Origin of the sequence: Roseateles paludis (genome assembly GCF_039872745.1) — a bacterium.
Lineage (GTDB): Bacteria > Pseudomonadota > Gammaproteobacteria > Burkholderiales > Burkholderiaceae_C > Pelomonas > Pelomonas paludis.
Map to the genome: position 1 here is coordinate 459,490 of NZ_JBDPZD010000001.1, position 21,422 is coordinate 480,911.

Annotated in this window: 14 protein-coding genes; 7 read left to right on the forward strand and 7 right to left on the reverse strand. The window is 71.2% G+C overall.

Translation table 11 applies throughout. From position 1 onward, the window contains the following. Positions 1–7: 7 nt before the first annotated feature. Positions 8–2,023 carry a transketolase gene (gene tkt, locus ABDJ85_RS02175; RefSeq protein WP_347703084.1) on the reverse strand — a complete coding sequence of 672 codons (2,016 nt, stop codon included), beginning with the start codon at positions 2,021–2,023 and terminating at the stop codon, positions 8–10. Positions 2,024–2,288: 265 nt separating this feature from the next. On the opposite strand from tkt, the gene ABDJ85_RS02180 reads away from it, so the two are divergent. Then, complete coding sequence (locus ABDJ85_RS02180) at positions 2,289–2,885, forward strand: hemerythrin domain-containing protein (RefSeq protein ID WP_347703085.1); 597 nt, start codon at positions 2,289–2,291, stop codon at positions 2,883–2,885. Here the strand turns inward: ABDJ85_RS02180 and ABDJ85_RS02185 are convergent. Together ABDJ85_RS02185 and ABDJ85_RS02190 are read right to left on the reverse strand one after the other, a co-directional pair. Further along, positions 2,866–6,078 (reverse strand): P-loop NTPase fold protein, encoded by a 3,213-nt coding sequence (locus ABDJ85_RS02185; protein WP_347703086.1) that lies wholly within the window; start codon positions 6,076–6,078, stop codon positions 2,866–2,868. The two genes, ABDJ85_RS02180 and ABDJ85_RS02185, sit on opposite strands and share 20 nt — an antisense overlap. Beyond that, on the reverse strand, positions 6,075–7,055 hold the full coding sequence (locus ABDJ85_RS02190) for a potassium channel beta subunit family protein (RefSeq protein WP_347703087.1): 981 nt from the start codon (positions 7,053–7,055) through the stop codon (positions 6,075–6,077). The genes ABDJ85_RS02185 and ABDJ85_RS02190 overlap by 4 nt, the downstream gene beginning before the upstream one ends. 37 nt (positions 7,056–7,092) lie before the next feature. On the opposite strand from ABDJ85_RS02190, the gene ABDJ85_RS02195 reads away from it, so the two are divergent. After that, on the forward strand, positions 7,093–8,286 hold the full coding sequence (locus ABDJ85_RS02195) for an FAD-dependent monooxygenase (RefSeq protein WP_347703088.1): 1,194 nt from the start codon (positions 7,093–7,095) through the stop codon (positions 8,284–8,286). On the opposite strand, the gene ABDJ85_RS02200 is transcribed toward ABDJ85_RS02195, so the two are convergent. After that, complete coding sequence (locus tag ABDJ85_RS02200; RefSeq protein WP_347703089.1) at positions 8,259–9,953, reverse strand: DUF7453 family protein; 1,695 nt, start codon at positions 9,951–9,953, stop codon at positions 8,259–8,261. The genes ABDJ85_RS02195 and ABDJ85_RS02200 overlap by 28 nt on opposite strands. Before the next feature lie 206 nt (positions 9,954–10,159). After that, positions 10,160–10,978 carry a hypothetical protein gene (locus tag ABDJ85_RS02205; protein ID WP_347703090.1) on the reverse strand — a complete coding sequence of 273 codons (819 nt, stop codon included), beginning with the start codon at positions 10,976–10,978 and terminating at the stop codon, positions 10,160–10,162. A gap of 145 nt (positions 10,979–11,123) precedes the next feature. Here ABDJ85_RS02205 and ABDJ85_RS02210 point away from each other — a divergent pair, with 145 nt between their 5' ends. Both ABDJ85_RS02210 and ABDJ85_RS02215 read left to right on the forward strand, forming a co-directional pair. Further along, on the forward strand, positions 11,124–11,693 hold the full coding sequence (locus ABDJ85_RS02210; RefSeq protein ID WP_347703091.1) for a hypothetical protein: 570 nt from the start codon (positions 11,124–11,126) through the stop codon (positions 11,691–11,693). Positions 11,694–11,710: 17 nt separating this feature from the next. Next, on the forward strand, positions 11,711–12,469 hold the full coding sequence (locus ABDJ85_RS02215; RefSeq protein WP_347703092.1) for a substrate-binding periplasmic protein: 759 nt from the start codon (positions 11,711–11,713) through the stop codon (positions 12,467–12,469). 7 nt (positions 12,470–12,476) lie between these two features. Here the strand turns inward: ABDJ85_RS02215 and ABDJ85_RS02220 are convergent, their stop codons facing one another. Both ABDJ85_RS02220 and ABDJ85_RS02225 read right to left on the reverse strand, forming a co-directional pair. Beyond that, positions 12,477–13,271 carry a carbon-nitrogen hydrolase family protein gene (locus tag ABDJ85_RS02220; protein ID WP_347703093.1) on the reverse strand — a complete coding sequence of 265 codons (795 nt, stop codon included), beginning with the start codon at positions 13,269–13,271 and terminating at the stop codon, positions 12,477–12,479. Then, positions 13,268–17,401 carry a YhdP family protein gene (locus tag ABDJ85_RS02225; protein ID WP_347703094.1) on the reverse strand — a complete coding sequence of 1,378 codons (4,134 nt, stop codon included), beginning with the start codon at positions 17,399–17,401 and terminating at the stop codon, positions 13,268–13,270. Before ABDJ85_RS02225 ends, ABDJ85_RS02220 begins: the two co-directional genes overlap by 4 nt. 129 nt (positions 17,402–17,530) lie before the next feature. Here ABDJ85_RS02225 and glnE point away from each other — a divergent pair, with 129 nt between their 5' ends. The 3 genes from glnE to ABDJ85_RS02240 are packed head-to-tail and all read left to right on the forward strand — an operon-like array spanning position 17,531 to position 21,406. Then, on the forward strand, positions 17,531–20,266 hold the full coding sequence (gene glnE, locus ABDJ85_RS02230; RefSeq protein WP_347703095.1) for a bifunctional [glutamate--ammonia ligase]-adenylyl-L-tyrosine phosphorylase/[glutamate--ammonia-ligase] adenylyltransferase: 2,736 nt from the start codon (positions 17,531–17,533) through the stop codon (positions 20,264–20,266). Beyond that, positions 20,263–20,817 (forward strand): rhombosortase, encoded by a 555-nt coding sequence (gene rrtA / locus ABDJ85_RS02235; protein ID WP_347703096.1) that lies wholly within the window; start codon positions 20,263–20,265, stop codon positions 20,815–20,817. The genes glnE and rrtA overlap by 4 nt, the downstream gene beginning before the upstream one ends. Next, the gene (locus ABDJ85_RS02240) at positions 20,807–21,406 is read left to right on the forward strand and encodes a hypothetical protein (protein ID WP_347703097.1); all 600 of its coding nucleotides are present in this window, start codon (positions 20,807–20,809) and stop codon (positions 21,404–21,406) included. Before rrtA ends, ABDJ85_RS02240 begins: the two co-directional genes overlap by 11 nt. The last annotated feature ends 16 nt before the right edge of the window (positions 21,407–21,422 follow it).

Sequence of the window (21,422 nt, forward strand, 5' to 3'; positions counted from 1 at the left end):
GAGCGAATCAGCCCTTCAACACCGCCTTGACGGTCGCAGCCACGTTCTCGGCCGTGAAGCCGAAGTGCTTGAACAGCTCAGGCGCCGGGCCCGACTCGCCGAAGCTGTCGATGCCGACGACGGCCGCGCAGCCGTACTTCCACCAGTAGTCGCTGACGCCCATTTCGACGGCGATGCGGGGCAGGCCCTTGGGCAGCACGGCCTTCTTGTAGGCCTTGTCCTGGCGGTCGAAGACCGAGGTGGAGGGCATGGAGACGACGCGGACCTTGATGCCTTCGGCGGCGAGTTGCTCCTGGGCCTTGAGGGCCAGTTGCACTTCGGAGCCGGTGGCGATGATCACGGCCTTGGCCTTGCCCTTGGCGGGCTCGGACAGCACGTAGGCGCCCTTGGCGATCTCGTCGACATTGGTCTTGGCCGCGTAGCTGATGTTCTGGCGCGAGAGGGCCAGCAGGCTGGGGCGGGTGGCGTTGCCGATGGCCATGGTCCAGGCCACGACAGTTTCGGCCGTGTCACCCGGGCGCCAGACGTCCAGGCCCGGGATCAGGCGCAGGCTGGAGACATGCTCGACCGGCTGGTGGGTGGGGCCGTCCTCGCCGACACCGATGGAGTCGTGCGTCATCACGTGGATCACGCGAATCTTCATCAGCGCGGCCATGCGGATGGCGTTGCGGCTGTAGTCCGAGAAGGTCAGGAAGGTGCCGCCGTAGGGGATGAAGCCACCGTGCAGGGCCACGCCGTTCATGATGGCGGCCATGCCGAACTCGCGCACGCCGTAGTTCACGTGGCGGCCGTTGTTGGGCAGGCCAGCGGCATCGAAGCGCAGGTTGGGCGTGTGGCTGGTGTTGGTGAGGTTGGAGCCGGTCAGGTCGGCGCTGCCGCCCAGCAGTTCAGGGACAGCGGCGGTGAAGGCTTCCAGCGCCAGCTGGCTAGCCTTGCGGCTGGCGACGGTCTGGGCTTCGGTATTGGCCTTGATGACGGCGTCCACGGCGGCCTGCGCGAAGTTGGCGGGCACCTGGCCGGCCATGCGGCGCTTGAACTCAGCGGCCAGCTCGGGGTGAGCCTTGGCATAGGCGGCAAAGCGCTCGTCCCAGGCGGCTTCCAGCTTGGCGCCGGATGCCTTGGCGTCCCAAGCGGCGTAGACCTCGGCGGGGATCACGAAGGGCTCGTGCGTCCAGCCCAGGGCTTCGCGGGTCAGCTTGATTTCATCGGGGCCGAGGGCCTCGCCGTGGGCCTTGGCGGTGCCGGCGCGGTTGGGCGAGCCCTTGCCGATGGTGGTCTTGGCGATGATCAGCGTGGGCTTGTCAGCGCTCTTCTTGGCCTTGGCAATCGCGTCGTCCACGGCGTCGACGTTGTGGCCGTCCACCGGGCCGATCACGTTCCAGCCGTAGGCGGCAAAGCGCTGGGCGGTGTTGTCACCGAACCAGGGTTCGACCTTGCCGTCGATGGAGATGCCGTTGTCGTCGTAGATGGCGATCAGCTTGTTCAGCTTCCAGACGCCGGCCAGCGCGCAGGCCTCGTGGCTGATGCCCTCCATCAGGCAGCCGTCGCCCAGGAAGGCGAAGGTGTTGTGGTTGACGACGGTGTGGCCGTCGCGGTTGAAGTCGCGCGCCAGCAGCTTCTCGGCCAGGGCCAGACCCACGGCATTGGTGATGCCTTGGCCCAGCGGGCCAGTGGTGGTCTCGACGCCGGCGGTCATGCCCACTTCGGGGTGGCCGGGGGTCTTGCTGTGCATCTGGCGGAAGGCCTTGAGCTCCTCGATGGGCAGCGCATAGCCCGTGAGATGCAGCAGCGAATAGATCAGCATCGAGCCATGGCCGTTGGACAGCACGAAGCGGTCGCGGTCAGCCCAGTGCGGGTTGGTCGGGTTGTGCCGCAGGTGGCGGCCCCACAGCGCCACGGCGATGTCGGCCATGCCCATCGGGGCGCCCGGGTGGCCGGAATTGGCGGCCTGGACGGCATCCATGGCCAGGGCGCGGATGGCGGTGGCCATCATGGAAGGGGTGGCGGTGGCAGTGGCGGACATGACCAGGGCTTTCCTCAGAAAAATCGGGGTGAAGACAGGGGCGGGACAACCCGAGAATTCTAGGTGGGAAGCCGTTGTTAGCGCTACCGTCAGCTCTTCATCCCGTGAACTTTGGCTTGCTGGACAGGCCCCTCGGATGCGGGGCCGGGCCGCCAAGCCGCCATAAACCGGCACCAACCGGCCACCCGCAACACCCCGGCCCTCAGCCGGCCCGCTTGATCCAGAGCAAGGCCCCGGGCGCCGCGCAGGGGCATGCTTGCGCGCCATGCTGCCCCTGACCCTCCGCATCATCCGCGCCGAGCACGGCGTGCTGGCCGCGATGCTGCGCACCCTGCCCCAGGTGCTGTCCGGCCGCCGCGAGCCCGACTTCGCCAGCCTGCGCGCCATGCTCTTCTACGTGGACGAGTTCCCCGAGCGCCTGCACCACCCCAAGGAGAGCGAGCTGCTCTTCCCCAAGCTGCGTGCCCGTGCGCCCGAGCTGCGCCCCGTGCTCGACGAACTGGACCGCGACCACGCCCAGGGCGAGCGCACCATCCGCGAGCTGCAGCACAGCCTGCTGGCCTGGGAGCAGATGGGCGAGTCACGCCGCGAGAAGTTCCAGCACCAGCTCAACCACTTCGCCACCCGCTACCTGAGCCACATGCGCCGCGAGGAGGAGGACGTGCTGCCCGCCGCCCTCAAGCTGCTGACCGACGCCGACTGGGACGACCTGGACCAGGCCTTTGCGCAGAACCAGGACCCCCTGACCGGGCTCTCTGGCCCCGTCGAGGCCGACAGCCAATACGCCGGCCTGCGACACCGCATCTTGAGCCACCTGCCCGCCCCGTTGGGCTGGGCGCCGGCTACGTCGTCGGGGGATTGAACGCGGCGCGGAGGATGAAGCGGAAGCCGGCGTCAGGGCGCGATTGCTCGTGCCCGATGGCGTCAAAGGCGGCGCTGCGAGCCGCATTCAAACTCTCGTGACTCGATCCGCCTCTGAGCGCATGGGCTAGCCCCGTTTTGTCCATCCCTTCCGGATCCGTCCGGTTGTTGGGTGCGCGCTCTTGCGGCGTCAGCAAATCGCGGCAGATCTCGGCGACATTGCCGTGCATCTCGTACAGCCCCCAGACATTGGGCGGCCTGGAGCCCACTTCCACCCGCGCGAGCCCCTCGACATTGATGGTCTCGCGCGTGGCGACCGCTAGGGCGAACGCGCCACGCGTGCCGGCGCGGCAGGCGCACTCCCACTCGGCCTCGCTGGGCAGGCGCACCTCGCTGCCAAAGTACTGCGCTGCGAGTCGCTGGCAGAACAGCTCAGCCATCTGCGGGCTGACGCCTTGGACGGGCAGTCGATCCAGCTTGGGCAGCCAGGCGCGCGGATCTTCGTCCTGCATTACCGCCCGCCACAGCCCTTGCGTGCACGCGGTATCGGCGATCCAGTAGCCCCGTGTCAGCTCGACGGTGCGCAACTGCCCCTCGGCAGGGTCGCGCCCGTCCTCGTTCGTGGGCGAGCCCATCACAAACTCGCCGGGCGGCACCCAGCGCAGCCGCTGGCGGGTCTCCACCCGGTCGTCGGTGGCGCCGGCAATCAGATCGAGGTAGACGCCAAACCGTTCGTCCGCGCCCAGATGCATCTCATAGGCATAGCCCTCGGCCAACATCGGCCCACGCCATAGCTGGCGGCGCTCGGTGCGCCAGCCCATGGGCACCGCCCAGGTCTCGGCGCCCTCGGAGCCCAGAGACGCCAACCACTCCACCTGCTGCGCACTGATCGGCGGCGCCTGAAGTCGGGGCCCATCGTTCCACGGCTGTATGCCATGCGACCAGTTCGGCCTGCGCAGCTGATTCCAGGCTCGAACACTCTGCGCGCGGCGGACCTGCAGGATGCGAAAGACCGCGCGCTGCGACAGATAAGGCTCGACGCCGGCCAGGCAGCGGTCCAGCCGCTCATCGGACATCGCAGCCAGCCACTCGTCCACCAGCGGCTCGGGGAGCAGCCGCCCGTCCAAGGCGCGACCCTCGCGCGAGAGCTGGACGCGGATCACCTCCGGCTCGCCCGAGAGCAGGGCCTCCAGCAGGCCGCGCTCGTGCTCCAGCGCGGCCACCGGAGGTGCCCAGCGTTGAGGCGCGCCAAACACTTGCTCAACCGGCGACACCTCTGGCGCGGCAGCAGCTGACGGAGCCGCATCGGGCAACGCTTCCGCAGCGTCCGGGCTGGCAGGCGGCTCATCCAGCGGCGGTGCGCCCGAGGCCCAGCCCGCGCTCAAGTCATCGGGTAGGGCAGGTGGTACGGCAGATGGCGCGGGTGCTGGCTTGCGGATCTGATCAGCCACCCCTTCGCCGATGCGGCGCGCCTGGGCCATCTGCTCGTCCTGCAAGCGCTGCCGGGCCTGACGCTCCAATTCAGCGTCTACGGACGGCGCCAACGAGGAAGCCGCAGGCATCCCATCTGACGGCGCAGCCTCGGGCGCCACTGCGTCCTCGGTCTCGGTAAAGGCCAGCAAGGCCCCCAGCTGTGCCGGTTGCAGCGCCCGGCGGGCGTGCAGCACATCCACCCGCCCCAGCAGCTCCAGCAAGTCGAAGCCTGAGCGGTTTTGCATCACTTGCTCGCAGAGTTCCGGTAGGCGCAGCTTGGCGTTGATGACTTGCAGTGCGGCAGTGGTGGTGGCTCTGTGCTGTTGGGTCTTGAGCTTCTTTCTCAGCGCCTCCAGGTCCTTGAACCAGACGTCGCGTCGCCATTCGGCCAGCGTGATCAAGAGCGCCGGCCCGCGCAGCCGCAGGTAGCGGAAGAGCGCAGGCGCAAACAGCTGCAGCGCGCAGGCGATGGCCAGCCACTCGCGGCGTTCGGGCAGGGTCTCGTCGCCGGCGCCCAGTTCCTCGGCCGTTTCCAAGAGGGCGACCATGCGCTTGAGCTTGCGCGGCACGGCCGGGGTGATGGCGCCCACCAGTTTGGCCAGCTCGTTGGGCTGGCCGTTGGCGTCGGCAAACCAGGCCGGCTGCTCGGCCGCCAGGAAGCCCCAGGTGGACGTGGGCGTGGGCCGGGGCAGGCGGATGGGCAGGTGGACGAGCTTTTCCAGGTACTCGGCGCCGGTGATGGGCGTGAGGCCCTCCTTGCCCTGCAGCGCGTAGTCCTTGTAGCGGTGGGCAATGCCGCGCTCCACCACCTCCTCGTCCAGCGCCAGCACGAAGGCGCAGCCCTCCACCTCCAGGAAGAGCTTGATGGCTTCCAGCACCTCCACCGCTTTGTCGGGCAGGCAGCGGTCAAGGTCGTCGACGAGGAAGACGAGGTTGACCTGCAGCTGCGGCTCGGCCGGGGTCTCGCCGGTCAGAAGCCAGTGCAGCGCGGTGCGCACGCGCGTGCTCCAGCGCGGCCACCAGCCCAAGCCACGCAGCTTGAGCCGCTCGCGGTGCAGGGCCAGGGCCTTGGGGTTGCGGCCGGTGACGGCGCGCAGGTGTTCGAGGAAGTCGTAGTACAGGCTGTGCAGCGCGCTGATGGGCGTTTGCAGCCGGCGCGCCTGGGCTTGGGCCTCACGCAGCGCCTTCCAGCGCCCGAGCAGACCAGGGGCCGCAGCGCCGGTGCTGCCGGCCTTGATCTCAGGCAGCTTGAGCGCCACGCCCTGCACGGTCAGCGCCGCTTGCAGCAGCTCGCGGCCGCCGTGGCTGTAGATGGTCTGTGCCAGGTCGGCCACCAGCAGCAGGCGGTCAGAGAGCTGCTCGCGCTGGCGCAGGTCCTGCGGCAGGCTGGCATCGAGCGCCTTGCGCAGCTGCTGCTCGGCCACGCGCAGCAGGGGCACCAGCAAATGCTCCTCGCGCTCGTAGCGCCAGGCGTTGAAGGGCACGATCACCGTCAGCGCGGTGGCGCGCTCGGCCTCGGGGCGGGCGGCATCGCGGCGGCGCAGTTCGTCTTCGACCGAGGTCAGCAGGCGGCTCTTGCCCGAGCCCCATTCGCCAAACACGCCCACCACCAGGGCCGGCTCCATGGAGCCCGAGCGGTCCTGCCGCAGGCTGTCCTGCAGCTCGTCGGCCAGCTGGGTGACGAGGGCCGCGTGGCCAAAGGCAAGAGGAGCGTGGCTCACCGGGCCAGGGCCTGGGTGCAGGTGTCGATGCGGGCCAGCACCTCGGGCGTGAGCTTCGGCGTCACGGCCAATGCACCGAGGTTGTCCTGCAGCTGCGAGACGCGGCTGGCGCCGAGGATGACGCTGGACACGCGCGGGTTGCGGTTGCACCAGGCGATGGCGAGTTGCGCCAGCGTGCAGCCGAGGTCGGCCGCCACGCCGGCCAGGCGGCCCACGGCCGCGTTCTTGGCCGTGTCGGTCAGGCCGTCGCGCAGCCAGGCCAGGTTTTCCATCGCGCCCCGGCTGCCGGCGGGGATGCCGTCGCGGTACTTGCCGGTGAGCAGGCCCGAGGCCAGCGGGCTCCAGGTGGTGAGGCCGAGGCCGAGGTCCTCATACAGCCGCGCGTACTCGACCTCAACGCGCTGGCGATGGAAGAGGTGGTACTGCGGCTGCTCGACGATGGGCTTGTGCAGGTGGTGGCGCTCGGCGATGTCCCACGCCGCGCGGATCTCGGCGGCGCTCCACTCGCTGGTGCCCCAGTAGAGCGCCTTGCCGCGCGCCACCATGTCGTGCATGGCCCAAACGGTTTCCTCGATCGGTGTCGCCGGATCGGGCCGGTGGCAGTAGACGAGGTCGACGTGATCAAGCTGCAGGCGCTGCAAGCAGGCGTCGATGGACTGCAGCAGGTATTTGCGGTTGAGCGTGTTGCGGCGGTTGACCTGGGAACCTGGCGCCTCCAGGCCCCAGAAGAGCTTGGTCGAAACCACATAGCTGAGCCGCGCCCAGCCGAGCTTTTTGAGCGCCTGCCCCATCACCACCTCGCTCTGGCCCTGGGCGTAGACCTCGGCGTTGTCGAAGAAGTTGATGCCGGCGTCATACCCGGCCGCCATCATCTCCACGGCAGCGTCCACGCCCACCTGGTTGTGATACGTGATCCAGGAGCCGAGCGAGAGCTCGGAGACTTGCAGGCCGGAGCGGCCGAGGCGGCGGTATTGCATGGCGCTGGCTATAGTTTCAGAGGTGACGAATCCTCCCATGAACCTCGCCGTCGTGGGCGCCGGCCCGGTGGGCCTGGCGCTGGCCCTGATGCTGGCCGAGCGCCTGCCGCAGGTCCGCGTGAGCCTGTTCGACCAACGCCCGTTCGACCGCGACGTCAGCGGTGACGCGCGCACCCTGGCCCTCAACCTCGGCAGCGTGCAGCTGCTGCAGCGCCTGCAGGCCTGGGTGCCGAGTGGGGCTGAGGCGATCCGCGAGGTCCATGTCAGCCAGGCGCCGCCCACGCTGTCGCACCCGGTGTTTGGCGCGGCGGGCGAGCCCGAGGTGCGCATCACCGCCGCCGAACAGGGCGTGGCCCAGCTGGGCGCCGTGCTCAGCTATGGCGCCGTGGTGGCGCCGCTGCAGGCGCGCTGGCTGGCGATGCAGCGCGAGGGGCTGACCTCGCGCTTCGGCACTGCCGTGCATGCGATCAAGGCGGTGCCCGAGGGCGTCGAGCTGGAGACGGGCGACGGGCATGTGGCCGAGACCTTTGACCTCGCCGTGGTGGCCGAAGGCGGTGTCTTTGCGGAGCAGGACCGCAAGCGCCTCTCACGCGACTACGAACAGAACGCCTGGGTCGGCCAGGTGCGGCTGCAGGAGCCGGGTTTGCAAGGCCGCGCCATCGAGCGCTTCACCCGCAATGGCCCGCTCGCCCTGCTGCCCCTGCCGCGCGACGCGCAGGGCCCGCGTGCGGCCTTGGTGTGGTGCATGCCGCAGGCTGAGGACGACATCGCCGGGCTCGATGCTGCGCAGCGCCAGGTGGTGATCCAGCGCCAGCTGCCCGAGGCGGCGGGACAGCTCGCCAGCGTGGGGCCGCTGAAGTGCTTCCCGCTGGGGCTCAATGTCGAGACCAAGCTCGTCAATGGCCGCACGCTGCGGATTGGCAATGCGGCGCAGACCCTGCACCCGGTGGCCGGCCAAGGCCTGAACCTGGGGCTGCGCGACGCGCATGCGCTGGTGGACGCGCTGCGCCTGCACCCCGAGCGCCTACTTGACGACACGCTGGCCCGCATCGAGTGGCAACGCGCGCCGGACCGCTGGCCGATGATTGCCGCGACCGACTTCCTCGCCCGCAGCTTCGCCTGGCGCTGGCCCGGCTTGCCGGCCGTGCGCGGCGCGGCGTTGGCGGCGGTTCAGTTGGCCGGGCCGCTCAAGCGGCGGCTGGCTCAGCAGCTGATGTTCGGCAGCCGCTGACGGCGCAGCACCAGCAGGCCCGCCCCCAACAGCATCAAGAGCGCCGATGCGGGCTCGGGCACGCTGCTGACAAGGGCCGTGCGCAGCACGGCCTCGCTACCGTCGGTGAAGGTGACGCTGAACGCAAACTGCCCGGCGTTGTTGAGCCCGTCATCGAGCGCGGTGATGCGGGTATCCATCAGCTCATGCAGGCCGGTGTCGAGGTTGCCCACGGTCTTGAACACCCCGGGCAGCACCTCGATCTCCTGGCCTTCCAGCACCAGCAGCTGCAGGTCGGCCGCCGAGTGGCCGTACCACAGGCCCTGGCGCGAATCGCCGCCCACCAAGGTGGCGCTGAACACCGCCAGGCCGCTGTCATTCAGGGCCACGTCGTGGAACTTGGCAAAGCCGGCCGATGCCCCCGGCGCCAGCTGCGCCTGGATGTTGCTGGTGGTGGCCAAGGTGGCAAAGCTGCCGTCGGCGTGGCTGAGGAAGACGCCATAGCCCGCCACGGCCGGCGCGCCCGTGATGGCGGACACAAAGGCCGCCGTGCCGGACTGGTTGAGCGCCAGGCCCCGGGCCGAGTCCAGCACCAGGTTGTCGGGCAGCATGGACAGCGGCGAGAGCGTGGCGCCGTCCGGCAGGATCTTGTGGCCGAAGCTCACGCCGCTCAAGCCCGGCACCGCCGCGCCGGGCAGCGCGAGGATGGACAGGGTGCTGCCGTCGTAGCGCAGCAGGCCCCCGAACAGCTTGCGATCGAAGGTTGTGTTGCGCCCAAAGTCACCGCGAAAGACCAGCTGACCGGCCGTGTTTGCCGCGAACTGCGCCGCGCCCGCGCTGATGCCCGCAAAGGGCTGTGGGGCGCCCGGCACGGTGCTGCCGGGGTGGACGATGGAGACACTGCTGCCGTCAGCCCGCAGCTCGACGAGGTTGCCGCGCATTTGCACGCCCTCGCTGGTGATGCCGCTGCCCACCTGCAGGCCGTACAGCAAGGTGTTGCCCGCCAGCGTACCGCCCACGGCCTGCACGCTGGCCCAGCTGCGGCCGCTGGCCGGTGTGCCCACACCCGCGATACCGGTGCTCGGCAGCGCCAGCTTGGCCGTGGACGCGGAACCCGTGCGCACCAGCGTCGTGTAGTCCTCGGCCGCCGACAAGCGCCCCGCTTCAAAGCTACTGCCACTGCTGTTGCTGGCGTGCACCCACTGCTGACCGCCAGGCAGCAGCTCAAAGCCGATGCTGCCTCCGCCCCCGACGCGGTTGTAAACCGCCGTCGTAGCCGGTGACGGCACCTTGACCAGCGCTGGCGCGCCGCTGCCGTCGGCCAGGGCGGTGTAGTGCAGTTGAGTGTTGATCGCCGAGGCCAAACTCACCGTCAGGGCCACCTGCTGGCCATCGTCCACCCGCAGGCTGCGCAATGCACCCACGGTGCTGCCCAGCAGGCTTTCGCCCCCCGACACCACGCGCCGCACGGTGCCGGGCTCGCCCACCATGAAGTGCGCCGCCGTGAGGCTGCTGCCGGGCGCAAAGCCCACCCAGCCATCCTCAGCGATGCTGACCTGCCGCAGCCCGAACTGGTAGCTGGTGCTGGAACCGGCGGCAAAAGGCAGGGCCGTGGTGCCGCTCAGCGCGATGGTCTGGAAGTCCAGCGCCTGCGCGGCGCTGGCCAGGCCCAGCAGCAAGGCCGCCACGCCGACACGGCGAGTAGGGGCGAAAGAAGGATGGAGGCGGGCGAGACGGGACATCGCAGGAGGCACGCGGCAAGGAGTGCAGCAAGGTTTCAGAAAGCGCCGCGATGCTAGGGAACCGGGCCCCATCCGGGCATCCCTGGCCCCAGGGGTGAGGTGGTGAGCCATTTGGCGGCGCAATCCTGCGCCCCCCTGGGAGTCGCCCGCCGTCAGGGCAACAAATTGGCCGGCAGTGGGCGCATGCCGCTGTGCTGCGGGCTGACGGCCGCAATCTGGGTGACCAGGCGCCACACGGCCTGGTTGCGCGCCGCCTCCACCAGCGCCTGTTTCAGCAAACGCCGGTCGGCTTCGCCCAGCGAGCGGGTGGACAGGTAGGCGCCGCTGGTCGTCCAGCCAAACTCGGGCAGGTTGCTGGTGTGCACATCCCGCAGCAGCGGGGCCAGCGCGGGCTCGGTGACCATGACGCCCATCAGGGTGAGCGGGTGGATCAGCGAGACCTGTGCCAAGCCCATCTGCAGGGCCCGCGCCACGCTGGCCGGGTCGGCCTCCTCCACCAGTCGGCGGCGCTCGCGCAGCGTCGTGATCAAGGCCTCATAGGCCGGCCCATAGGAGTAGCTGCGCACCACGGCCACACGCAGGTCCGCCGCCGCCAGCAGCTCGGGCACCGAGCCCGGCAGGGCCCGACCTTCGCCCAAGGTGACCAAGGCGATGCGGGCCTGCACCAGCGGAATGAACTCCCCGAACTCGGCGCGGGCTGGGACCTCGGAGGCCGGGATGAAGAGGTCCAGTTGCCCCGACTCGAAGAGCATCTGCTGCCGGGCCCGGGGCACCTGGCGCATCCGGAAGTCGCAGGGCAGGCGCGCGCTCAGGTCGCGCAGCAGGCTTGGGTAAATCCCCAGAGCCTGATCGCCCTGAAAGTAGACGCTGAGGCCCGTGGGGGCCATGGGCACCGAGATGGGTCGCGAACAGGCGGCGCCGGCCAGGTCGGCCAACAGGGCCAGGCCGAGCAGGCAAACCCGGCCCAGCACAAGCCAAGCCCTGGTCAATGCCATCGCCCACACAACGTCGTACGCATGGGTTGGATTCTGCGCCCGAGGCCGATGCGAGGAATTGGCCGTTTGTGCACGGCTATTTGAGGCGATGGCGCGCCGCCCGGCGCCTAGCATCCAGGCCATGGAATTCCGTCCGGTCCTCGCCCTGCGCGCCGCGCTGCTGACCCTGCTGGCCGCCGGCCTGCAGTCCTGTGGCACGCCGGTACAGCCGGGGCCGGCCACGCTGGGGCCGGCCGAGGCGCTGCAGATGCGCAACTTCGTGCCCGAGGCACTGCGCCAGCAGATCGTCACTGCGCCTCCCAAGGGCGGCGCCGAGACCGGCCGCTGGTGGGGCAGCAAGCTCAGCAACCAGGCGCTGCGCGTGGCGCTGGAGGAGTCACTCCAGGCCGCCGAGATGCACGCCCGCCGGCCCGAGCCGCCCGCCCGTTTTGAGCTGGCCGCCGAGTTGCTGGAGCTGGAGCAGCCGCTGGTGGCCCTGGAGGTCACCGTGCGCACCGCCGTGCGTTACCGCCTGCTGGACCGCAGCGCCAACAACCGCATCCTCTACGAGCGCGTGGTGCGCACCGAGCAGAACGCCGACCTGGGCGATGCCCTGCTCTCGCTGCCCGAGCGCCAGCGCATCGCCACCGAGCGCGCGCTGCACGCCAGCATCCAGACCATGCTGCGCGACGTTGTCGCGCTGCGGCCCTGACCCGGCGAGGCCACCGCGTGCCGCGCTGGCTCCTGGCCCTCGCGCTTTGCTTGTGCAGCCTGTGCTGCGCGGCGGCCCCGGCAGCGCCAACTGCCCCGCCGCTGCGCGTGGCCGTGTCTGGCACCTGGACCCTGCCCTTTGGCGAGCTGAAGCAGAACCAGCTGGTGCGCGGCATCACCTTCGACGTGATCACCACCGCCGCCCAGCGCGCGGGCCTGAGGGTGGTGCAGGTGGAGGTGCCGCAGCTGCGGCTGGACGACGCCATGGCCGAGGGCGCGTTCGACCTGCGCTGCCACTTCAGCCCCAGTTGGACGCCCCACCCCGATCGCTACCACTGGAGCGAGCCGCTGTTTGAGACCTCGGACGTGCTGGTGGGCCACCGCAATGCGCCGCGCCTGACCACGCTCAAGGCCCTGCGGCCGAGCGACCGCGTGGGCACGGTACGCGGCTTCAGCTACCCCAGCCTGGAGCCTCTCTTTGCCGCCCAGCAGGCGCAGCGCGAGGACGCCCTCGACATGGCCGCCGTGCTGCGCAAGCTGGCCGTGCACCGCAGCGACTACGCCGCCGTCAGCCGCCAGAGCCTGGACTGGCATGTGCGCACCTGGGGCAACGCCGGGCTGGCCGCTTGGCAGCTGGTGATCGAGAAGTCCAACTACCACTGCGCCGTGCCCAAGACCTCGAAGCTGGACGCGGCGCGCGTGCTGGCCGGCATCAACCAGCTGCGCGGCAGCGCGGCGCTGCGCGAGATCCTGGCCCGCTACGGCGCTGCACGCTGAAGCAGCGTCAAAGCTTGCGGTGCTTGAGCGCCGGCAGTTGCTCGCGCACCTGGGCGATGCGCGCGAGGTCCACCTCGCCGATCACCACGCCCTCGCCCTCAGCCTGCACGGCCAGCACCTGGCCCCAGGGGTCGATCAGTTCGGTGTGGCCGAAGGTGCGGCGGCCATTGGGGTGGGTGCCGCCCTGGGCGGGTGCCAGCACATAGCACTGGTTCTCGACGGCGCGGGCGCGCAGCAGCAGCTCCCAGTGCGCTTGGCCGGTGGTGTGGGTGAAGGCGGCGGGCACGAGCAGCAGGTCGACCGGCGCGTAGCGGCGGAAGAGTTCGGGGAAGCGCAGGTCGTAGCAGACCGACAGGCCCACGCGCAGGCCATCGACCTCAAAGCTCGTGGGCTCGCTGCCGGCCTCCAGCACGCGGCCCTCGTCGTAGCTTTCGCGGCCGTTGTCGAAGGCGAACAAATGGATCTTGTCGTAGCGCGCGATGCGCTGGCCTTGCGGGTCGAAGACCAGGGTGCTGTTGCGCACGCGGTCGGGCGTGTCGGCCTTGAGCGGCAGGGTGCCACCGACGACGTACAGGCCCAGCTCGCGCGCGGCGTCGGCCAGCATCTGCTGCATGGGGCCGCTGCCCAGGTCCTCGGCAATCGCCAGCTTGTCGCGGTCGTGCTGGCCGATCAGGCAGAAGTACTCGGGCAGGGCCGCGAGGCGGGCGCCTTGCGCGGCGGCCTGCTCCAACAGGCGGCGCGCGGCGCTGAGGTTGGCGGCCACGTCGGGGCCGGAGACCATTTGGAGGGCGGCAACTTTCATGGGGCGGGAGCGGAGGCTGGGGTGGATGGGGCGGACGCTGCGGAAGCGGCTGCACGGGCAGCCTCGGCGATGCGCTCGATGCGCTCCACCTTGGGCTCGCTCCAGCTGCCGGTGATGTGGAACTCGCGCGTGTTGGCGGCCGCCATGGGGCGGCTAAAGATGAGCTGGGCCAGGAAGGTGGTCAGCGCCACGGCGGGGTTGATGGCGGCATAGGCCAGTGAGGCGCCGCCGGCATTGATCTCGGGCACGACGACGACGCGCAGCACCTGGGTCTCGGCGGCCAGGTCGCTGCTGCCGTCCACCAGCACGGCCGCCTGCACGCCGCGGATGCGGATGTTGTCGCTGCGGGCCACGCCATTGGCCAGGTGCACGTCGGCGGTGACGCCGTCGAACACGAAGCCGTCGGCAAACACGTCGCGGAAGTCCAGCAGCAGGCGGCGCGGCAGCGACTGCAGGCTGAGCACCCCGAGCAGGCGCGCCACGCCGGGCTCGGCCTTGAGGAAAGTGCCGGAGTCGAGCTGCAGCTTGAGCTCGCCGCCGAGGCTGGGGTAGTTAAAGGCCAGGGGCGAGCCGTCCCAGCTGATGTGGCCGCTCATGCTGCCCTTGCCGCTGCGCAGCGTGGCGGGCTGGCCCAGGCGCGCCAGCAGGCGGCCGGCGTCGGCAATGTCGAGCTGCAGCTCCAGCTCGGTGCGGCGCGGGCTGCCCGGGCGCGGCGCGGCCCAGCTGCCGTGGCCGTGCAGCGTGGCGTCGGGCGACTTGATCTCGACGCGGTCGAGCTGCCAGTCCCGCGCGCCGCTGCTGCGATCGGGCACGCGGGCCTGCAGCTCCAGCCGCCCCAGGCGCTTGCCCTTGAGCTCGAAGTCGTCCACCACGATGTCCAGCGCCGGGAAGCTGGCGCCGCCCTCGCGGTCGAGCAGCTCGGTGGCGCGGGCGCTCATGGTGTCGGCGTCCTGGCGCGGCAGCGAGAGGCGGCTGAGCCGCGCATGCACCTCGGCCACCTCGGCCGGCGCGGTGAACTGCACGCCACGCAGCTCGACGAGGCCGGCCAGCTGCTCGGCGTCGAGCTGCAGGCGCCAGATGCTGGCGTCCGGGTTGCGCGAGATCTGCGCGGCCACGCCGCTGAGCTGGCGCCCATCCAGCCGCAGCTGGCGGCTGCGCAGGTTGACCTGCTGGGGCAGCCAGCTGAAGTCGGGGGAGGCCGCTGGTGCAGCAGCGGGCGCGCCGTCCGTTCGGGTGTCAGGGCGCGCCTGCCGCGCCCAGCGCGCCACCTGGGCCTGCCAGGCATCGAGATCGAGGCTGGCCGCCTGCAGCTGCACGGCAATGCCGCCGGCCGGCAACGCGGGCAGCTTGTCCTGCACGGCGATGGCGCCGCGCAACGCGCGGCCAGTGGTGGTGTCGCGCTGCACCTGGGCCTGCAGCAAGGGCGCGCTGCTGGCGCCCAGCTCGACACGGATCTCGTCACGCCCCGCCGCGATGGGCACCTGCAGCCAGCGCAGCGGCAACGCGGCGTCGGCCTCCTTGCGCAGCGGGGCTGGCAGGTCCAGGGCCATGCCCTGCAGGTTGCTGGCAAAGCTGACCTCGCTGCCTCCACCATTCGCCCCGCCCGCCAAGGCCAGCTGGAAGCGGTAGGCCGTCTGGCCCTTCATGGCGCTGGCGAGCTGGGCCAGCGGCCCCAGCTCGGCGGCCTGGCGCAGGGCCTCGCCGCTGGCCTGGCCCTGGATGCCGAAGCGCAGGCTGCCGTCCTTCTGGCTGCCGCCGTCGATGCTCACCTCGCCGCCCAGCAGCCGCGCGCCACCGCCGCTGAGCTGCACGCTGCGCTCGTCAAAGTCGATGCGGGCCCGCGCGTCGCTGAGGTGGGGCACATCGGGGCGCAGGCGCAGCTCCACGCCGGCCAGTTGCACCTGGCCCTTGACGGTGCCGTGCGGGCTGCCCTCCCACAGCGGGATCTGCACGCCGAGCTTGAGCGTGCTGGGCCCGCTGGCCACGGCCTGGCCCAGCGCATGCGAGAGCCAACCGTCCAGCGGCGAGCTGCGCACAAAGCGCAGCAGGTCGGCCAGTTGGCCCTTGCCCTGGCCGTCGAGCTGGAGCTGGGCCTTGGCGCCGAAGTGGGCGATGCCGCCGTTCACGCCCGAGACCTCGTAGCCGAGCATGCGCGCCCGGGCATTGCGGATCTGCATGCCGTCGCGCTCGAAGACCAGTTCGCCGTCGATGCGCTCGAAGGGCGGCCAGCTGCTCGGCGTGCCGTCGGGCGCGGGCGGCACATAGGCCAGGCTGACGCCGCGTGCCTGCGTGGCCACGCGGAACACACCGGCGCTGCCCGGCGCGGTGTACGGGAAATCGGCCAGCGGGCCCTTGAGCCGCACGCTGACGCCGTCGGCATCGCCCGCCAGCAGCGCGCGGCTCAGGTAGCTGCGCGTGGCCGGCAGCGAGAGCGGCATGTAGCGCGCCACGCGCGTGGCGGCCAGGCCGTCGAGGTGGCCGCTGAGGTCGATGGTGCCGGGGCCGGTGGCGTCCCGCGCGCGGTGCCAGCGCAGCTCGAACTCGCCGCGCGCATCGGGCGTCTGCAGGCGCAGGTCCTGCAGCGCGAACTCGTAAGCGCCCTGCTTGTCGCCCGGCTGGGGCAGGCGCCAGTGCAGGTGGGTCTGCAGCTCGGCGATGGGCAGCAAGGGGTCTTCAAAGAGGCCGGGCAGCTCGACACGGCCATCCCGCACGGCCAGTTGCGCCTGGCCGCCTTGCTCGGTGGCCTCCAGCTGCAGGCTGGCGCCGCGGACGCCGGGGCGGCCCAGGGCCCCCGGGCGGGCAGGCGTGCCGGCCGTGAGCGCCAGGCCCTCCAGGCGGGCCGCAACGCGGTACTGGCGCGGCGCGTCCAGCGGGCCCAGCCAGCTGCCGTGCAGCTCGGTCAGCACGCCTTCGGGCTGCAGGCTGGCCAGCAGGTGGTGGCTGCGTTCGCCCAGCGGCAGGCGCTGGGCGATCTGGGCCATCAGCGCAAAGTCGAGCCGCTGGGCATTGACCTCGCCGCCCAGCACCTCGGGGCTGGCCTGGCCCTTGGCCGGCGCCATCTGCAGGCTGACACCCCAGTCCGAGCGCGGCCAGACGATGCCGTCGCCGCTGACAAAGCCCAGGCGGCGCGCCTGCAGGCTGAGCTTGTCCTTGACGCGCGAGAGCTCGACCCGGCCCTCGATCTGGTCCAGCTGCAGCTCGGGGGCGCCGTCCAGCAGGCGCAGGCGCACGGCGCGCAGGCCGAGGTCAACCGTTGCGGCGGCGGGCTGGCCGGCCTGCACGTCCACCCAGGCGCGCACGGCGCCGTCGCCCTCGCGCAGGTCAAAGGGCAGGTCCACATGGCGGCGCAGCTCGCGCAGGTCAGTGCGGGGCAGGTCCATGAAGAGCTCGCCGCGCCAGTGGCTGAGGTCGCCCGGGCGCTTGAGCAGCTGCTGGCGGAACTGGCCGCGCAGGCTGAAGCGCTCTCCCCAGGCAGCGGGCGGCGTGGCGTCGAGCCGGAACTGGTGGCGCTGCAGGCCGTTGCGCAGCAGCAGGTTGACGCCGTCCAGCTCCAGCGCGGCGGGGGGGTGGCCCTGCTTGTCGGCGCGGCGCTCGTCCAGCCAGCGCAGGCGGCCGTTGCGCACCCACAGCTCGGGCTGGCTGAAGAGCCAGTCCTCCCAGGCATCGCCGGCGCCGCTGGCCTCAGTCTTCTCGGCGCCCTCCACGTCCAGCCCGGCGATGAAGATCCGGCCCGTGCGGTCCCGCCGGATCTCGACCTCGGGCGCGTCGATCAGCAGCTGGGCAAAGCGGGGCTCCCAGACGAAGAGCGACTGCACCGACAGCACGGCCGTGACGCGCGGCAGGCGCAGGGCCTCGCGGGCGCCGGGGCCGGTGCGGTCCAGCAGCTGCACGTCGCGCAGCTCCAGCGCCGGCATCCAGCCGCCGGATTCGGCCTTGAGGCTGCCGATGCGCAAAGGCACCCCCAGCACCTTCGTGGCCTCTCGCTCCAGCCACGGACGCATGCCGTCCACGCGCGGCAGAATCGCCCAGTGCACCACCAACCAGGCCACTACCAGCAGCCCCGCCAGCAGCAGCACGAGCGCGCGCAAGCCGCGCCAGCACAGGCGCAGCGGCGCGCCACAGCGACGCATCAAAGAGTGGGAAAAGGCCGAAACGGGCACGCAGACAAGTCGGGACGACCGTTCAGGGCCCCGGCGCACGGGGACACTCGCTGCCCCGGGCGCTGCCCTGATCCGTGGACGCGACCCTAGCACATCGCCGTGAATTCCACCGTTCTTCACCCCCCCGTGGCACTGGCCGAGCACAGCCGTTTTGTGCAGCGCGTGCGGCGCCGTTACGCCGCCGAGCTGGCGCTGCTGCCGGCCGGCCGGCCTGACCGGGCACTGATCGACGCCCTCATCGGCGCCCTTCTGGCCACCGGCCGGCCGCTGCCCTCGGCCCTGCGCGTGGCCCGCCACCTGGTGCTGGAGCGCCTGGCCGTGCTGGACGTGGAGCAGCGCTGCCCCATGGCCGACGTGACGGCCGCCATGACCCACCTGGCCGAGATCACGCTCGACCGCGCGCTGACCGACGCCCGCGCCGAGCTGGACGCCCTGCACGGCGCGCCGCTGGACGAAGCCGGCCACGAGATCGCCTTCTGGGTGGTCGGCATGGGCAAGCTCGGCGCGCGCGAGCTGAATGTCTCGTCCGACATCGACCTGATCTACGTCTACGACGACGACGGCCACACCCACGGCCCGCGCCCCATCACCGCCCACGAATACTTTGCGCTGCTGGCCAAGCGGCTCTACGCCTTGATTGGCGACGTGACGGACGACGGCCAGGTCTTCCGCGTCGACCTGGCGCTGCGCCCCAATGGCAAGAGCGGCCCGCCCGCCGTGTCCTTGGCGATGCTGGAGGAGTACTTCCTCGTCCAGGGCCGCGAGTGGGAGCGCTTTGCCTGGCTGAAGAGCCGCGTGGTGGCACCGCTGTCAGCCGCCAGCGACCCGCGCACCCGTGGCCTGCGCGACCTGGTCAGCCCCTTTGTCTACCGCCGCTACCTGGACTACGGCGTCTTCGAGGGCCTGCGCCAGCTCCACGGCAAGATCCGCAGCGAGGCCAAGGCGCGCTGCGCCGGGCGGCCCGAGCGGGCCAATGACGTCAAGCTCGCGCGCGGTGGCATCCGCGAGATCGAGTTCATCGTGCAGCTGATGCAGGTGGTGCGCGGCGGCCAGTTCCCCGAGATCCGCACCCGCTCCACCGTCAAGGCGCTGCAGCACCTGGCGGCGCGCGGGCTGATGAAGCTCGCCACCGCCGAGCAGTTGCAAGCGGCCTATGTGCTGCTGCGCCAGGTCGAGCACCGCATCCAGTTCCTGGACGACCAGCAGACCCACTGCCTGCCCCAGGAAGACGCCGACCTGCGCTGGATCGCCGCATCGCTCGGCCTCGTTTGTGACCGCAACAGCTGCCAGCTGCTGGAGCGCCTGGACGAGGTGCGCGAGTTCGTCGCCGCCGAGTTCGACTCGCTGCTGCACGGCGCCCCGCAGGCCGCCGCCGCCAGCGGCCCCTGCACCGGCTGTGGCTGCCCGCCGCCGGCGCTGGACTCCGAGGACTTCCTGGCCAAGCTGCCCGAGGCCCTGGCGCGCAGCGTGCGCAGCCTGGCCGAGAACCCGCGCGTCAAGCTGCTCCGCGATGAGAGCCGCCAGCGCCTGGCCAAGCTGATTGCGCGCGCCGCCAAGCACATGGCGGCGGGTGAATGCAGCGAGGACGCCGCGCTGCGCTTTGTGGACTGGCTCGAGCCCCTGCTGCGCCGCGAGAGCTACCTCGCCCTGCTGCTGGAGCGCCCGCAGGTCCAGCAGCGCCTGCTCAGCCTGCTGGGCGTGGCACGCTGGCCCATGCGCTACCTGATGCGCCACCCCGGCGTGATCGACGAGCTGGCCGACGCCCGCCTGCTGCACGGCCGCTTCGAGCCCGCCGCTTACCTCGCCGAACTGCAGGCCCGCCACGCCGGCTGGACGCGCAGCGGCGAGACCGACGACGAAGAGGCCCTGCTCGACACCCTGCGCCGCGCCCACCATGCCGAGATCTTCCGCACCCTGGTGCGTGACGTCGAAGGCGAGCTGAGCGTGGAGCAGGTGGCCGACGACCTCTCCCTGCTGGCCGACGCCACGCTGCAATGCACGCTCGACTGGGTCTGGCCTCGCATCAAGAACCGCCACCGCGATGCGCCCCGCTTTGCCGTCATCGCCTACGGCAAGCTCGGCGGCAAGGAGCTGGGCTACGGCAGTGATCTGGACGTGGTCTTCGTCTTCGACGACGAGGACGAGCGCGCCTCCGAGGTCTATGGCGCCTATGTGCGCCGCCTCGTCACCTGGCTCACGCTGCGCACCTCGGCCGGCGAGCTGTTCGACATCGACACCGCGCTGCGGCCCAACGGCAACTCGGGCCTGCTCGTCACCTCGATGGACAGCTTTGCCGCTTACCAAACAGGTCGCGGCAGCAACACCGCCTGGACCTGGGAACACCAGGCCATCACCCGCGCCCGCTTTTGCGCCGGCTGCCCCGAGCTGGCCGAACGCTTCGAGGCCGTGCGCCGCGAGGTGCTGACCGCCGAGCGCGACCTGCCCGCGCTGCGCGCCGAGGTGCAGTCCATGCGCGACAAGGTGCATCAGGCCAAGGCGCCCAAGCCCGGCCGCTTCGACCTCAAGTACAGCGACGGCGGCATGATGGACGCCGAGTTCGCGCTGCAAACCCTGGTCCTCGCCCACGCCCGCCAGCACCCCGAGCTGCTGGCCAATGCCGGCAACATCGCCCTGCTGGAGCGCTGCGAGGCCGTCGGCCTGCTGCCCCCCGGCGTCGGCCACGCGGCGGCCGATGCCTACCGCGAGCTGCGCCGCGCCCAGCACCGGGCCCGGCTGGACGAGCAATCCACCGCCTTTGATGCCGAAGCGGCGGCCCGCTTTGAGCCCCAGCGCGAGGCGATTCGGGCGTTGTGGCGGGCGGTGTTCATCGGGTGAAGTGGGGCCTCAGCCTCGCCGCCTGGGCCCTGCTCGCCACGCTGGCCCAGGCGCTGCCGCCCACGCAGCTGGCCTGGCAAGGCAGCTTGGCCGAGCCCTGGCGCTTGTTCACCGCCGCCTTTGTCCACTGGACGCCGTGGCACCTGACGATGAACCTGGCCGGCTGCGCGGCACTGGCCGTGCTCGGCTGGCGCGCAGCCCTGGGCCCGCGCGATGCGGTGGCGCTGTGGCTGGCCCTGCCGCTCACGCAACTGGGCCTGCTGCTGCGGCCCGACCTCGCCAGCTACGGCGGGCTCTCGGGCGCGCTGCATGCGGCAACAGGCATCGCGGCCTGTGCGCTGCTGGCGCGTTCCACGGCGCGCGAGCGCTGGGTGGGTGCGGGCATTGCCTCGGGCTTGGCCGTCAAGCTGGTGCTGGAGCAGCCCTGGGGGCCCGCGCTGCAGACCGTGCCGGGGCTCGACTTCCCGCTGGCGCCTTGGGCGCACCTGAGTGGCGCCGGGGCTGGCCTGCTGGCCTGGGCTGGCAGCAGAATCGGGCGCCATGGGACGTGAAGCGAATTGCCATGCCTGTGTCGGTGCCGAGCGCGCCGACGCGAAAGCCCTGCTCGAATCCACCGAACTGATCCTGCGCGGCGCGATCAAGCGGCGTTGGCCGTTGTCGGCCCTGGAGGCAGTGCGTGTGGAGGGCGATGCGCTGTGCTTCAACGTCGGCCCGGAGTTGGTGACGCTGCAGCTGGGCTCCCCCGAGGCTGGCAAATGGGCCGACCGGATCGCCGCACCGCCCAAGAGCCTCGCCGCCAAGCTGGGCCTCGCGCCCGAGCGCCCGGCCTGGGTGCTGGGGACGGTGGCCGATGCCGCGCTGGCCGACGCGCTGGCGGGCCACACCGCGCCCACGCCCGCAGCGGCCACGCAGTGGCTGGCAGTGCTGGAAGAGGCCGCCGAGCTGCCCGCGCTGCTGAGCCGCCTGCAAGGCCCTCAAAGCGAGGCCGTACCGGCGCTCTGGGCCGTCTACCCCAAGGGCGGCGCGATGGACGCTGCCGTGCGCACGCAGCTGCGCGCGGCCGGCTGGCGTGACGTCAAGGCCTGCGCCGTCAGCGAGCGGCTGACCGCCACGCGCTATCTGCCACCTGCTGCGGCCTGAGTTCGCTTCGGAGACT

Bases quoted from the DNA above. Each gene is read 5' to 3' on its own strand.
- ABDJ85_RS02225 (WP_347703094.1), bottom strand. From the start codon at position 17,401: ATGCGTCGCTGTGGCGCGCCGCTGCGCCTGTGCTGGCGCGGCTTGCGC.
- tkt (WP_347703084.1), bottom strand. From the start codon at position 2,023: ATGTCCGCCACTGCCACCGCCACCCCTTCCATGATGGCCACCGCCATC.
- ABDJ85_RS02210 (WP_347703091.1), top strand. From the start codon at position 11,124: ATGGAATTCCGTCCGGTCCTCGCCCTGCGCGCCGCGCTGCTGACCCTG.
- ABDJ85_RS02195 (WP_347703088.1), top strand. From the start codon at position 7,093: ATGAACCTCGCCGTCGTGGGCGCCGGCCCGGTGGGCCTGGCGCTGGCC.
- ABDJ85_RS02240 (WP_347703097.1), top strand. From the start codon at position 20,807: ATGGGACGTGAAGCGAATTGCCATGCCTGTGTCGGTGCCGAGCGCGCC.
- ABDJ85_RS02180 (WP_347703085.1), top strand. From the start codon at position 2,289: ATGCTGCCCCTGACCCTCCGCATCATCCGCGCCGAGCACGGCGTGCTG.
- ABDJ85_RS02220 (WP_347703093.1), bottom strand. From the start codon at position 13,271: ATGAAAGTTGCCGCCCTCCAAATGGTCTCCGGCCCCGACGTGGCCGCC.
- ABDJ85_RS02190 (WP_347703087.1), bottom strand. From the start codon at position 7,055: ATGCAATACCGCCGCCTCGGCCGCTCCGGCCTGCAAGTCTCCGAGCTC.